The 14,114-nt window shown below is 66.8% G+C and carries 14 protein-coding genes; 8 read left to right on the top strand and 6 right to left on the bottom strand.

Features of this window, described 5'->3' with window-relative positions:
* Positions 1-9: 9 nt before the first annotated feature.
* From ACWEVR_RS10100 to ACWEVR_RS10085, 4 genes are read left to right on the top strand one after another with little or no spacing between them, the layout of a single operon-like run.
* A complete protein-coding gene (locus ACWEVR_RS10100) occupies positions 10-1,035 on the top strand; it encodes a TIGR03842 family LLM class F420-dependent oxidoreductase (protein WP_452466625.1) in 1,026 nt (341 codons plus the stop codon).
* Positions 1,032-2,348, top strand: coding sequence for an aminotransferase class III-fold pyridoxal phosphate-dependent enzyme (locus ACWEVR_RS10095; protein WP_452466624.1), 1,317 nt, complete (start codon positions 1,032-1,034; stop codon positions 2,346-2,348). The genes ACWEVR_RS10100 and ACWEVR_RS10095 overlap by 4 nt, the downstream gene beginning before the upstream one ends.
* A 17-nt stretch (positions 2,349-2,365) precedes the next feature.
* Positions 2,366-3,859: a CoA-acylating methylmalonate-semialdehyde dehydrogenase gene (locus ACWEVR_RS10090; protein WP_452466623.1), complete on the top strand. Its 1,494-nt coding sequence runs from the start codon at positions 2,366-2,368 to the stop codon at positions 3,857-3,859.
* Between the two features lie 24 nt (positions 3,860-3,883).
* Positions 3,884-5,326 carry an NCS1 family nucleobase:cation symporter-1 gene (locus ACWEVR_RS10085; RefSeq protein WP_452466622.1) on the top strand — a complete coding sequence of 481 codons (1,443 nt, stop codon included), beginning with the start codon at positions 3,884-3,886 and terminating at the stop codon, positions 5,324-5,326.
* Between the two features lie 48 nt (positions 5,327-5,374).
* Here ACWEVR_RS10085 and ACWEVR_RS10080 read toward each other — a convergent pair whose 3' ends face one another.
* Entirely contained in the window at positions 5,375-5,857 is a 483-nt protein-coding gene (locus tag ACWEVR_RS10080) for a nitroreductase family deazaflavin-dependent oxidoreductase (RefSeq protein ID WP_452466621.1), read from the bottom strand.
* Positions 5,858-6,136: 279 nt separating this feature from the next.
* Here ACWEVR_RS10080 and ACWEVR_RS10075 point away from each other — a divergent pair, with 279 nt between their 5' ends.
* Both ACWEVR_RS10075 and ACWEVR_RS10070 read left to right on the top strand, forming a co-directional pair.
* Positions 6,137-7,456 carry a family 1 glycosylhydrolase gene (locus ACWEVR_RS10075; RefSeq protein WP_452466620.1) on the top strand — a complete coding sequence of 440 codons (1,320 nt, stop codon included), beginning with the start codon at positions 6,137-6,139 and terminating at the stop codon, positions 7,454-7,456.
* 37 nt (positions 7,457-7,493) lie between these two features.
* Entirely contained in the window at positions 7,494-8,219 is a 726-nt protein-coding gene (locus tag ACWEVR_RS10070) for a TetR/AcrR family transcriptional regulator (protein ID WP_452466619.1), read from the top strand.
* 7 nt (positions 8,220-8,226) lie between these two features.
* Here ACWEVR_RS10070 and ACWEVR_RS10065 read toward each other — a convergent pair whose 3' ends face one another.
* From ACWEVR_RS10065 to ACWEVR_RS10045, 5 genes are all read right to left on the bottom strand, one after another.
* Positions 8,227-9,225: an AurF N-oxygenase family protein gene (locus ACWEVR_RS10065; protein ID WP_452466618.1), complete on the bottom strand. Its 999-nt coding sequence runs from the start codon at positions 9,223-9,225 to the stop codon at positions 8,227-8,229.
* A gap of 139 nt (positions 9,226-9,364) precedes the next feature.
* Entirely contained in the window at positions 9,365-9,577 is a 213-nt protein-coding gene (locus ACWEVR_RS10060; RefSeq protein WP_452466617.1) for a hypothetical protein, read from the bottom strand.
* Positions 9,578-9,677: 100 nt separating this feature from the next.
* Positions 9,678-10,772 carry an oxygenase MpaB family protein gene (locus ACWEVR_RS10055; RefSeq protein ID WP_452466616.1) on the bottom strand — a complete coding sequence of 365 codons (1,095 nt, stop codon included), beginning with the start codon at positions 10,770-10,772 and terminating at the stop codon, positions 9,678-9,680.
* A gap of 214 nt (positions 10,773-10,986) precedes the next feature.
* Entirely contained in the window at positions 10,987-11,640 is a 654-nt protein-coding gene (locus ACWEVR_RS10050; RefSeq protein ID WP_452466615.1) for an MBL fold metallo-hydrolase, read from the bottom strand.
* Between the two features lie 54 nt (positions 11,641-11,694).
* Positions 11,695-12,381, bottom strand: a complete 687-nt coding sequence (locus ACWEVR_RS10045; RefSeq protein WP_452466614.1) for an NAD(P)-dependent oxidoreductase — start codon at positions 12,379-12,381, stop codon at positions 11,695-11,697.
* 282 nt (positions 12,382-12,663) lie between these two features.
* On the opposite strand from ACWEVR_RS10045, the gene ACWEVR_RS10040 reads away from it, so the two are divergent.
* On the top strand, positions 12,664-13,122 hold the full coding sequence (locus tag ACWEVR_RS10040) for an Ig-like domain-containing protein (RefSeq protein ID WP_452466613.1): 459 nt from the start codon (positions 12,664-12,666) through the stop codon (positions 13,120-13,122).
* Between the two features lie 40 nt (positions 13,123-13,162).
* On the top strand, positions 13,163-14,089 hold the full coding sequence (locus ACWEVR_RS10035; RefSeq protein ID WP_452466612.1) for a trypsin-like serine peptidase: 927 nt from the start codon (positions 13,163-13,165) through the stop codon (positions 14,087-14,089).
* The last annotated feature ends 25 nt before the right edge of the window (positions 14,090-14,114 follow it).

Below are 14,114 nucleotides of genomic sequence, written 5' to 3'. Positions count from 1 at the left end.
GGAGCCACCATGCAATTCGGAGCGGTCCTGCAGTGCGACCCGCCTGCGGCGCGCACGGTGCACCTGGCCAAACTCGCCGAAGCACACGGCTTCAGCCACCTGTGGACGTTCGACTCCCACATCCTGTGGCAGGAACCGTACGTGCTCTACAGCCGGATCCTCAACGAGACCAAACGCATCACCGTCGGCCCCATGGTCACCAACCCCGCCACCCGCGACTGGACGGTCACCGCCTCCACCTACGCCACCCTCAACGAGGCCTACGGCAACCGCACCATCTGCGGCATCGGCCGCGGCGACTCCGCGGTCCGGGTGGGTGGCGGCAAACCGACCACCCTGGCGACCCTGCGCGAATCCATCCGCGTAATCAAGGAACTCGCCAACTCTCGCCCGGTCGAGGTCGACGGACGCGTGCTGCAGTTCCCGTGGAGCACGGGCTCGACCCTCGATGTGTGGGTCGCCGCCTACGGGCCCAAAGCCCTCCAGCTCACCGGTGAGGTCGCCGACGGGTTCATCCTCCAGCTCGCCGACCTCGACATCGCCGAATGGATGATCCGCACCGTCAAGGACGCGGCCGCCGCCGCGGGGCGCGACCCCGACGCGGTCAAGATCTGTGTGGCCGCACCCATGTACATCGGCACCGACCGGTCCCACATGCGTGACCAGTGCCGCTGGTTCGGCGGCATGGTCGGCAACCACGTCGCCGACATCGTCACTCGCTACGGCGAAACCGGTTCCGTCCCACCGGCATTGACCGACTACATCGCCGGTCGCGAAGGCTACGACTACAACCAGCACGGCCGCGCGGGCAACACCCACGCCGCCTTCGTCACCGACGACATCGTCGACCGGTTCTGTGTCCTCGGCACCGCCGAAGAACACCTGAAGAAGCTGCAGCGCCTCGCCGAACTCGGAGTCGATCAGTTCGCGGGCTATCTCCAACACGACAACAAGGAGGAGACCATGCGCGTCTACGGCGAGACCGTCATCCCCGGCATGACCAAACACATCACCGCGATGAAGGCGGCATCATGACCGCCGCCGACACCGCGACCGACCTCGACGCCCTGGCCTACCAGCTCGACCGCGACCACGTCTTCCACTCCTGGTCCGCCCAGGCCGCACTGCAACCACTCGTCATCGCGGGCGGACGCGGCTGCACCGTGTGGGACCACGCCGGCCGCGAATACCTCGACCTGTCCAGCCAACTCGTCAACGTCAATATCGGCCACCAGCACCCGGCCGTCACCCGCGCCATCGCCGAGCAGGCCGCCCAGCTCACCACCATCTCCCCCGCCACCGCCAACCTCGCCAGAGGGCAAGCGGCACAGCGCATCTCAGCGCTGGCCCCGGACGGCTTCGACAAGGTGTTCTTCACCAACGGCGGCGCCGACGCCATCGAGAACGCCATCCGGATGGCCCGCCTGCACACCGGCCGCGACAAGGTGCTCTCCACCTACCGCTCCTACCACGGCAACACCGGCGCCGCCGTGGTCGCCACCGGCGACTGGCGGCGCATACCCAACGAATTCGCCCGCGGGCACGTCCACTTCTTCGGCCCCTACCTGTACCGCAGCGAATTCTGGTCCGAGACCGCCGAACAGGAATGCGAACGTGCCCTGCACCACCTGGAACGGGTCATCCAGTGCGAAGGCCCCGCCTCCATCGCGGCCATCCTGCTCGAAAGCGTGCCCGGAACCGCCGGTGTGCTCGTCCCACCGCCGGGATACCTCGCCGGTGTGCGTGAGATCGCCGACCGCTACGGCATCCTGCTCATCCTCGACGAGGTGATGGCAGGATTCGGGCGCACCGGCGCCTGGTTCGCGTTCTCCCGCCACGATGTCGTCCCCGACCTGATCACCTTCGCCAAGGGCGTGAACTCCGGTTACGTCCCGGTCGGCGGCGTCATCATCTCCGACCCCGTGGCACACACTTTCGACGACACCGTGTTCCCCGGCGGCCTCACCTACAGCGGTCACCCCCTGGCCGCCGCCTCCATCGTCGCCGCACTCGACGCCATGGCATCCGAGGGCATCGTCGCCAACGCCGAGCGCGTCGGCCGCGAAACCCTCGGCCCCGCACTACGAGCCCTCGCCGAGGACTTCCCCGTCATCGGCGAGGTACGCGGCGAAGGCGTGTTCTGGGCACTCGAACTCGTCGCCGACCCGCACACCCGAACCCCCGTTCCCGCCGCGACCATGGGCAAGCTCAAAACCGGCCTGCTCGAACGCGGCGTGCTCCCGTTCATCGCCGACAACCGCCTGCACGTGGTGCCACCCTGCGTCATCACCGACGCCCAGGCCACCGCGGGCGTCGCCGCGATTCGTGACGTACTCGCCGGACTCTGAAGACAAGGAAACGACCCATGACACAGATTCTCGAGCACTGGATCGACGGCAAGGCCTGGGCGGGCGAATCCACCCGCACCGCACCGGTTTTCGACCCCGCCCTCGGCACTCCACAACGTGAGGTGCGCATGGCGACCGCCACCGACGTCAGCACCGCCGTCGCCGCGGCCGCCGCCGCCCTGCCCCAGTGGCGCGACAGTTCGATCGCCACCCGCAGCAGGTTCCTGCTCACCTTCCGCGAACTGCTCAACGCCCGCAAAGACGACCTCGCCCAGATCCTCACCGCCGAACACGGCAAAGTCCTCAGCGACGCGGGCGGCGAGATCGCCCGGGGACTCGAAGTCGTCGAATTCGCCCTCGCCATGCCACAACTGCTCAAAGGCGAATTCAGCCAGAACGTCTCCACCGACGTCGACGTGTACTCGGTACGCGAACCGGTCGGGGTGGTCGGGATCATCAGCCCGTTCAACTTCCCCGCCATGGTTCCGCTCTGGTTCTTCCCGATCGCCATCGCCGCGGGCAACACCGTCGTCCTCAAACCGAGCGAGAAGGACCCCTCCGCCGCGAACTGGCTCGCCGAACTCGCCGCCGAAGCGGGGCTGCCCGCAGGTGTGCTCAATGTGATCCACGGTGACAAGGAAGCCGTCGACGCGCTGCTCGTCCACCCGGACGTCGCCGCGATCTCCTTCGTCGGCTCCACCCCGATCGCGCGCTACGTCTATCAGACCGCCGCCGCCAACGACAAACGGGTCCAGGCGCTCGGCGGGGCCAAGAACCACATGCTCGTGCTGCCCGACGCCGACCTCGACCTCGCCGCCGACGCCGCCGTCAACGCCGGCTTCGGCTCGGCGGGCGAACGATGCATGGCGGTGAGCGCCCTGCTCGCCGTCGACAGCATCGCCGACGAACTCGTCGCCAAGATCGCCGAACGCATGGGCGAACTGCGCACCGGCGACGGTCGCCGAGGCTGCGACATGGGACCGCTCATCACCCGCGAACACCGCGACAAGGTGGCCGGCTACCTCGACGTGGCCGCCACCGACGGCGCCACCATCGTCGTCGACGGTCGCGAAACCAGCATCGACGGTGCGGCCGACGGGTTCTGGCTCGGCCCGACCCTCATCGACAACGTCCCGACCAGCTCCGCCGTGTACCAGGACGAGATCTTCGGCCCGGTCCTCTCCGTCGTCCGGGTGAGCGGCTTCGAGGAGGGCATCGAACTCATCAACAGCTCCCCCTACGGCAACGGGGTCGCGATCTTCACCAACGACGGTGGGGCCGCACGGCAATTCCAGCGCCGCGTCACCGTCGGCATGATCGGCATCAACGTCCCCATCCCGGTGCCCGTCGCCTACCACAGCTTCGGCGGCCACAAAGCGTCGATCTTCGGTGACGCGAAAGCCTACGGACCGCAGGGCTTCTCGTTCTTCACCCAGGAGAAGGCGATCACGTCACGCTGGCTCGACCCGAGCCACGGCGGCATCAACCTCGGGTTCCCCCAGCACAGTTAGCAGTAGTAGTAGAGAGATAATGCGATGACAGAAACACAGGTCCACGCGCCCGAGGGCGCGGGACGACACTCGCAGCTGGTCAACGACGACTTGGCGCCCACTACCAAGGAGACGGCGACCTGGCGCACCTGGGACCTGTTCTGTCTCTGGATGACCTCGGCCCACAGCATCGCCAGCTACGGCTTCGCCGTCGGCATGCTCGCCCTCGGCATGACCGGCTGGCAGACCATGCTCGCCCTGTTCGCCGGTGTGCTGATGCTCTGGCTCGGGAGCAACCTCGTCGGTGTCGCGGGTCAGAAGGTCGGGGTCCCGTTCCCGGTCTTCGCCCGCGCCACCTTCGGCGTGTTCGGCGCCAACATTCCCGCCCTGCTCCGCGCGCTCGTCGCGATCTTCTGGTACGGCATCCAGACCTATCTCGCCTCCACCGCCGTGATCGTGCTGATCCTGCGGGTGTCGCCAGGTCTCGAGTCGTGGACGAAACCCAGCTTCCTCGGACTGTCCGCGCTCGGCTGGATCGCGTTCCTGGTGCTGTGGACCGTGCAGCTCATGATCATCAGCTACGGCATGGAGATCGTGCGCAAGGCCTCCGACTTCGCCGGACCGGTCGTGTGGATCGGGATGATCGCCCTCGCCGTGTGGATCATGAGCGAGGCCGACTGGAGCATCGATCTCAATGCCCGTGCGGGTGAGGCACTGTCGAGTGGGCAGACGGTGTCGGCGTTCGTCGGCGTCGCGTTCCTGATGGTCGCGTTCATGGCCGGGCCGCTCGTGAACTATGCCGACTTCGCCCGGTTCTCACCCAGTCAGAAGGCCATCCGGCGCGGCAACGCCTGGGGCATCCCCTTCAACGAGACCGCGTTCGTCGTCATCTCGATCATCATCTCCCTCGCCACCTTGAAGGTGTACGGGGAAGTGCTGTCGGACCCGGTGGAACTCGTCGCCCACATCGACAACGACGCGATCGTCATCATCTCGGCCGTGCTGTTCGCCATCGCGACGGTCGGCATCAACGTGGTGCTGAACTTCGTCTCCCCCGCCTACGACATCTCCAATGCCGCACCGAAGTACATCTCGTTCCGCACCGGCGGCATCATCACCGCCGTCCTGTCGATCGTCGTGCTGCCCTGGAAGCTGTGGGCCAACCAGGACTTCATCGTCTACTTCCTCGGCGGTGTCGGCGCCCTCATGGGGCCCGTGTTCGGCATCCTGGTCGTCGACTACTACCTGGTTCGCAAACAGCGCACCGAGGTGCCCGAGCTCTATTCCGGCGCGACCGACGGCGCCTACTTCTACACCCGGGGCTTCAACCCGCGAGCGCTCATCGCGCTGCTCATCGCGGGTGCGGTCAGCGTCGTGGTGGCCCTTGTTCCCGATTCCGCCTCGGTCACGGCGCTGTCGTGGCCGGTCGGCGCGGCACTCGGTGCGGCCGTCATGTACGGCCTGAGTCGCAAGCCCGCGCAGGTCTGAACCCGCGGCGGTGCCCCGGCGACAACGATTGTCGCCGGGGCACAGTCGTCAGACGATCCGGTCGAGCCGGAAGATCCGGAACTCGCGCCCGCCGGCGAGCTGATACTCCATCTCGTAACCAGGCCAGAACTCCACGACCTGATCCCACACCCGCTTACGCTCCACGCCGGTGATCTCCGCGACCGACACCGGAAACGCCGCACTACCGTTGAACCGCACCGACGCCGTGCGCGCGGCACGCAGGTTCGCCGACCACGCCGGATGCTCGGGCTTGCCCCAGTTGGAACCGACGAGGAAGAAGCCGTCGCCGTCGGGCACACACAGCAGCGAGGTCGTACGCGGCACACCGGACTTGCGGCCGACCACGGTCACCTCGATCGACGGCAGACCGGCCAGATCCAGGACACCCCAACGCCCACCGGAGAACCGGCGAAGCAACCGCTCGGCGGGCAACACGACACTCGCCCCCCGCATCACCCAGGCTTGTGCTCCGAACACGCGCGCCACACGGGGCAAGGGATTCCACACCATCTCCGAATCCTGGCTCGAGCTCACCGGATTGACGAACCCACAGGGTGCGCTTGAGAGGCATTTCACTCCCCCGTCCTTGCTGGTGGTTTATTCGTGGGCACATGTGTCGGAGGTGAGTCGAGGGTTGAGGAGGATGGCGTTGCATAGTTGGATGCGCATATCTGAGTAACCGAATGTAATAAATGGACGTTCGCCTTACTGCCGCAATTCCCGGACTACCGCTCGTCGATGCCGCACACTGGACTCCCCTCCCCTCCCATTCCAGCCGCCAGGAGTGCCATGCCCTCCCCCAGTCGCCGCAGGATCCTCGCCACGATCGCCGTTGTCTTCGCCGTGCTCGCGGGAAGCACCTCCCCCACTATCGCCCGACCACCGGCACCCGATCAGTTGGCACCGATGAGCCCCGACTTCCTCTGGGGCGTGGCCGCTTCCGGGTTCCAGGCCGAAGGCGACGCACCGGACAGCAACTGGCGCCGCTACGCGGAGTCCGGCAGCACCGAGCATCCGTACCTGAACTCGGTCGACTTCCGCCAGCGGTTCCGATCGGATATCGCACTCGCGGCCGACCTCGGCGTGCGCGTGTACCGCATCGGCATCGAGTGGGCGCGGGTGCAGCCTCGGCCCGGCGTCTGGGAGGAGGCAGGTCTCCGGTTCTACGACGAGGTCGTCGGCGCGATCGTCGCGGCGGGCATGCGACCGATGCTCACCCTCGATCATTGGGTCTATCCCGGCTGGGTAGCGGATCGCGGCGGCTGGCGCGATCCGCGCATCGTGGCCGACTGGCTGACGAACGCGCGAAGCATGGTCGACCGCTTCGCCCACACGGACCCGCTGTGGGTGACATTCAACGAGCCGATGGTGTACCTGGCCAACGAAGTACGCCACGGCGGGCTCGCCCCCGCCGACGCACCGAGCATGGTCGACCGAATCGCACAGGCCCACAACGGCATCCACGAGTACATCCACTCCGTACAGCCGGGCGCCATGGTCACGAGCAACGTCGCCCACCTGCCCGCCGTCGACGACGCGGTGAACGGCCCGCTGCTGGACCGCATCTCGGCGCGCCTGGACTACATCGGGATCGACTACTACTACAGCTTCTCCCCCGCCGACCCGCGCATCCCCGACCCCGGCAAGCTCTGGACCATGCCGTTGCACCCCGAGGGCATCTACTACGTCCTCGAGCACTACGCCCGCAAGTTCCCCGGCCGTCCGCTCTATATCGTCGAGAACGGGATGCCCACCGAGAACGGGCTACCACGCCCCGACGGCTACACCCGCGCCGATTCGCTGCGCGACACCGTCTACTGGCTGCAGCGGGCCGTGGCCGACGGCATCCCACTGCTCGGCTACAACTACTGGAGCCTCACCGACAACTACGAATGGGGTTCCTACACACCACGATTCGGCCTCTACACCGTCGACGTACTGACCGACCCCACACTCACCCGCAAGCCCACCGACGCCGTCGCGGCCTACCGGGAGATCACCGCCGCGGGCGGCGTCGGCGACGACTATCGCCCGACGCGAGCGCCTGTGCCCTGCTCGGTGGTGAACGGGGTGGCGAGTTGCACCGATCCGGTGACAGTCCCTCGGTAACAGTTCGATACCGGATCGTGTGCTTTACACTCAGGCGGTGTCGAGCGCAACGTCACGACCAGCCCGCGCCGTGAGCGGCAGACAAGCCCGGTGGCAGCCGCACAACGACAGCCGCCGGGAGCGGATCGTGCAGGCGGCGATCGAACTGATCGAGCAGGCGCCGCCGGGTGTCGAGGTGCCGATCGTCCAGATCGCCGAACACGCCGGGCTCGCGAAATCCGTTGTGTACCGGCAGTTCGCGGGCCGCGACGAACTCGACCGGCGCATCCGCAGCGATATCACCGACCGGTTCGTCGGCGATATCGAAGACGCGCTCGACATCGGCGACGGTTCCATCCACCAGATCCTCGTTCGCACGGTCGATGCCGTCGTCACGTGGGTCACCGAGCATCCACGACTGCACGAATTCCTGCGCACCGGGCCGTCGGAGGCCGATCCCGACGTCGACGCGATGAGCTCGCTCATCGCGACACTCGCCGCGTCGACCCGCGCGCTGGTCACCGGACTGGCCGGGGTGGTCGGCGTGGCCGATGACGGCTCGGCCGACGCGATGACCTTCGCGATCGTCTCGATGACCGAGGCGACGGTCACCCGCTGGGCCAACGACCCCGCCCCGGTCCTGTCGAGACAGCAGCTGATCGAGGAGGTCGCCTCCTACGCCTGGCACGTGGTCGACGGCGTCGCCCGGCGCCACGGACTCACCCTCGACGCCGAACAACCCCTCACCACAGTCATCACCCAGCTGATGACCCACGGGGACTGAGAGCCGCTCACGCAGCCCTGCGCGCACTCCGCTCCGGCTCGCTGCGGTAGCGCGACAGCGGCCCGTCGATACCGAGCGCCTTCCACACCTGCTTGGCCACGGGGTTCATCATGCCCAGGTCGTCGGCCAGCTTCCGGACGTCGGCGAAGTAGCCCGCCAGGACGTGCTGCGAGTGCTCCGACTTCCAGAAGGCCTCATGGATGACCTCACGCGGGATATCGAACTGCTTGGCGAACGAACGCGGCGGAGCCATGATCTCGCCGGCCAGCCAGCGCATCGCGATCGGGAACGCCACCGAGCACACGCCGCGGTTGAACTTGCCCATCCGCCCGATGTGCGCGGCGAGGAAGTCGTGGGCGAAGGAGATGTGGCGCGCTTCCTCGGCGATGTGGATCTCCATGGTGCGCACCACCATCGGCGGCAGGTTCGCGCCCGCGCGGAGCATGGCCTTCTGATAGTGGTCGATCGGTTCCTCGCCGCCGAGGATGCCGATGAACAGGATCGTGTGCGCGTAGCCGCCCGCTACGCCGATGAACGGCGAGAGCGCCTTGAACAAGGGGCGCATACCGGGTACATCCACACCGATGCGGTTCACCAGTTCCTGGAACATCTGGATGTGGTTGCACTCTTCGGTCATCTCGTGCAAGCAGTACCGGAACTCGGGTGAGCCGTTCGGCAACTTCATGATGTACTGCATCATCCCGCGGATCAGGATGCTCTCGAACGCCGCGCCGACCCTGATCGCGTTCGCGGTGCGCCACTTGCCGATCTCGATCTGCCGCTCCAGCGGCTGCTCGCGGTACCACTGCGTGGCACCGAGCGGATCGTATTCGGACGACAACACCCAGCGCGGGTCGTTCGGGTCGAGAGCCAGCTCCGGCGAATCCCAGTCGATGTCGAGGTAGGGATCGAAATGCCGGTCGACGGACCCTTGAGACAGGGTCGCCAGGGCATCGCGGTATTCCTCGCTGATGAGTCCGCCACGGCTCGATTCGGTCAGCGTCATCGGTGCCTCCTCGGTTCGCGTCGATGCGCACGGAAGTGTCAACCGTCACATCGTCGTACTCAGAGTAACTGAGACTCGAGGTCCCACACAACCCCCGTATGCGGCGCGGAGCACTCGCATCTTTGCACCGCAACCACGGTCAGGGCTGGTGCGAGCCTTCGGCCTCGCCCAGCGTCTGCGCGACAGCTTCCAGGCGCAGCTGGTTCTGCGTCGAGAGCCGGGCAGCGATGATGAGCAGGGCGCGTAAACGGTGGTTGTGCAGGCCCGCGACCAGCTGGGCGTCGGTCGCGGGCGGCGCGAGCACGGCGGCATCGAGGGAGTCGGTGGTGGCGGTGCGGAAGTGGTGCTCCATGGCGGTCTCCGAATCGAGGTGGCCGACAGGGGACATTCGGACGGCCGAGGGCGCTCTGTGCAGCGCTGGGGTGTGGGCGCTCACGTACGGCGGACGAAGATCAGCTCCGCCGGGCGGGGATCATGCCGCCGATGTGCTCCTCGGACTCGAGCAGGCCCTCGTCCGACGGCTTGTCGCCCGCCTCGAAGACCCGCTTGAACTGCTTGGCGCGCAGGTCCGGGTGCGCCTCGGACGGAATGTCGTAGCCGTAGCGGGTCTGAGCCTCGCGCGGGGTCATGGTGATCTGCTCGAGGGCCGGGATCCCGAGTGCGACAGGGGCGAGCACCGCGGTGGTGGTCGGAGCCATGAGGCCGACGAACCAGAACTTCAGCGCCGGGACCCGGTCCAGCACGGTGTGCATCACCCGCAGCGGCACCTGCACCGCGAGGTCGGTGAGCGGGCCTTGGTTCAGGCCGAACATCTTGCGCATGTACTTCGGATATGTCGCGATGACACCCTTGCGCAGTAACCAGATGGCCGGGGCCAGCGCGACCCGCGTGCGCTGGGGCAGCTCGGGCGGGAGCGCGATGTCGAGGCCGAGGATGAAGTCGACCATGCCCTGCGCGTCCTCGGAGACGGCCAGATGCGGACGCCACCGCTCGAAGAACTCGAGCACCTCGGCGCGCGAACGCGGCACGGTGGCCGGGTCGATGGTCTGCAGCTCGGCGGCGGTTGCGCAGTCGGCCCAGAACTGGTTTTCCTCGGCCGTACTCAGCCGGCCGGGGCCGAATTTCTCGTAGGAGTAGAGGATCGAATGCCAGGCGGTGACGTGGATCCACAGCTGGGAATCGGGCCGGTTGGCGTCGTAGGTACCGCCGGTGACCGGATCGTTGCCGATGGCCTTGCTGTGGACCTTGACGAGTACGTCGGCCGCCTTGGCGGTCGGCTCGGTGGCACCGAAGGCCACCAGCGCGAAGTAGTGGACGGTCCGCGCGTACCTCGTGTGCGGGCGGTAGCGCACACCGCCGGACTGCACGACCGCGGCGGCCAGGTTGGGATCGAGATGCTCGATGGTGACAGCCCGGGCGAAGCCGAGCACATACGAGGTGGGATGGCTCCAGACCTTCCAGGTCACCGACCCCGGCCCGAAGAACCCGTTGTCCGCCGGAGCGTCGAACTGCACGGCGAGCTGCTCGCGAGATTTGATGCCGAACATAGTCGGCTCCTTCCTACAACTGTGTAGCTTCCATACTAAGCGTAACGTCAAGTTGCAGAAACATTTGCCGCTCGCCGCCGACCCGCCGAGGCAAGCCGGTCTCGCAGATTGGTACGACACGAGTCCCTGTGGGCAGGCACGACGAGACCGCCGGGGCGCGGGCCGGCAAGCTTTCGCGCAGGGTCAGTTCAGCGGGGGTGCCGATTCCACCACTTCAGACCGTGACGGTTTCGCCGGCATCGAGGCGCTGGTAGCGGAGGGTCTCGGGCAGCAAGCCGGCGAGCTGGTCGGTCAGGGTGCGGCCCATGTCGTTGAGATCGCCGTCGTGGATCGGAACGACCAGGTCCGGTCGGATCGCGACGACATAGTCGACGGCGTCGGCGTAACGCATCCACGGCCCGCTCACGGGCAGGAACAGCACATCGAGGTCGGTGCCGTCGGGCAGGCTCGGATAGGCGTCACCGGGGTGCAGGACTCGGCCGTCGATCAGGTAGGCGACGTTGGGTGAGTCGGGCAGGCTCGGATAAATCGCGGCGTGGGAGCCCACGATCGCCTGCACGGCGAAGCCCGCGACATCGAAGCTGGTCTCAGCTTCGGCTTCGACCAGTCGCCCATGGTCTGCTCCGGCGGCGGCCAGCTTGTCGATCACCAGTCGCGGAGCCAGGACGACAGTCTCCGGTTGTGCGGCCAGGGCCGAGACGACCCGATCGATGTCGACATGGTCTTCATGGTCGTGGGTGACCAGGAAGGCCGCCGCGTTCTCGAAGGCCGCCTGCGGCGCCAGAACTCCGGGATCGATCACCACCGCGCCGTCATCGTCCGCCAGTCGCACCGTCGAGTGTCCGAGTGCGGTTACTGCAATGCTCATCTGGATCTCCCATCGTGACGAAAGTTGCTGGGGTATCGAGTCGCGCCGGTCTGTTCAGTCCACTGCGGTAGCCGGTGGTGTACCCATGACGGGGTCCCGGGATATCACCACCGGCCCGAAGCGGGCGCGGGTATCGAGGTGGCGGAGCCGGTCGGGCCGACAGATTTCATCGGCGACCATCGCCGCGCATTCACGAGCCGAGAGCATCGTCATCAGCGGAACAGCCGCCGCATCGGCCGACCGAGCGGGTCGCCCGCGTGGGGGAACGGACGGCAGCTGAACAAATGTCCAGTTCAGCGATTCGGGAGCAGCGCGGAGGGTGGCCAGGATGGCGCGTTGTGCACGTAGTTCGCCGCGATAGAGCTCGGGGAACTCGTCGAGGCTACGGCCGGGGCTCGATGCGAGGTCGTCACCGGCGCCGCCGATGAGCACCAATCGTGCGCCCTCTCCGTATTCGATGACGTTCCGCATGTCGGCCAGCCAGTTCTGCGGTGTATCGCCGGCCCGGGTGGGGGCGGTGGCGCAGATGATGACTCCGTGGTCGGCGGCGACCTGGGTCACGAACAGAGAATCGCCCATGTCACCGGAGCGTGCGACGACACCGTCGACGGTGACCGCGCTGTTCCTCGTCACGCCGGTGACCTCATAGCCGCGGCTCGCGCATTCCCCGACCACGGCCGAACCGATCGTCCCACCGGCGCCGAAGACAGCGATCCTGGGACCTGTCGCTCTTTTACCCATCTCGGTCTCCTCATGTGTTGTGGTCGCCAAGCCTGGCCCTACCTGGAAATACCGAGAGTCGTACGTGCCGAAAGTACCCGTGCACGTAGAGTTGCACATAGACCAGAATACGGCGTGTCGGAGCATCTGCCCCGGCGCCTGCTGTGCGATCTCTCACCGTCCCGAGGTTGCCGACACCCAGCGGTGTTAAACATCATTGTTTCACATAACCGAGACGGCGCAGCCTGAGCCAGCTACTGTTTCGCCCACCCACTTACGTGGGGACCGTGACAGGAGCGAACAATGAGCAACTTTCAAGCACGACATGCCGGTGTCGGGTTGGCTGTGGCGGCGGTGGCGGCCGGTGGGATCCTCGGCGCGCCCCGGGCATCGGCTCTGGTGCAGGACATCGCAGTGACGGGGTCCACTCATTATGTCGGCACCGCCTATACCTTGACCGCCGACGTGACCGCGACATCATTCCTGTTCAGGGTGACTTTCAGCGACAACGGTGTGCAGATCGGTGAACCGGTGCCGGTACGCAACGGCAAAGCCACCATCACCTGGACCCCGACCAGCGCTGGTCGGCACACCCTCGAGGCCGTTCAGGAAACGATCAGCTCCGAAACCATCACCGTCGACGTGCTCGAAGTCCCCAAGCCGACGCCCACGCCGACCCCGCTCCCGCCCCCGACGACCGCGCCCCCGACTCCTGGCGGCACCGGTTCGGCCGGCTTGCTTCCTTCGGGCTCGGCCAGCTGACATCACCGGCCCTCCGATCAGCAACTCAGAAAGGCAACAGATGAACAAGTACAGGTCGATGCGCGCAGCGCGGCTGACTTCGGTGGTCGCGGTGACGGTCGCCCTCGGTACAGGCACAGTTCTCGGCACCTCGATCGCCACGGCGGACAGCTCCGTGCAGCCTGATCCGAAGGGGTCTCTCCTGTACGACCGGCTGGAGAAGAACAGCGACGGATCATTGAAGACCAACGGGACGGGAGGGTATTTCGTCACCGCGCCCTACACCGACAACGCGATCACGCGTAAGGTCGGGCAGCTGTCGGTCGGCGGGTTGTGCACCGCGACCGTACTCGACAGCCCCACCGGGTCGCTGGCCATCACCGCCCGCCATTGCGTCGACGGCGGCGATGCCACGATCGAATCGGGCAAGGCCACGTTCACCCCGGCCTGGCACGACGGATCCCGCCCGTATGGCACATGGATCGTGGACAAGGCGTTCGTCTCCGATACGCCGGTCGACGGCAGCGTCCCCGATGTCGCCGTGCTGGCGATCCGGCCTTCGGCCGAGAAGAAGACCGTCGCATCAGCGACCGGTGGCGGGCTCGGTATCCATCCAGCCCTGTCGAGCACCCAGTCGGTCCAGGCCACACTGCTCGGCTACCCCGGACCGGCGCCGTACCACCTGAAGCTGATGTCGGCGTGCGTCGGCGACTACACCTACTACCCGGGAGCGGGACGCAGCGCGGTACGGCGAGTGAGCACACAGGACGAATGCCACGTCGGTGGCGGGTCCAGCGGCGGCCCGTATGTCACTCGAACCGCTGCGGGCGCGAAGATCATCACGGTGCTCAACAGCAGCGGCGGATCGGTGATCTCGGGGGTCGCACCGCGATTGATCGACGACGCCGAGCAGTGGATCAAGGCGAAATACCCCGATCTCGGAACCGGCGGCGGAAACTTGCCGTCAACCGGGTCGGCAGGGTTGTGAACCAAGCCGATCAGACTGCGGCAGT

Source organism: Nocardia sp. NPDC003979 (assembly GCF_053605015.1).
This window is presented reverse-complemented; position numbering and strand designations above follow the sequence as displayed.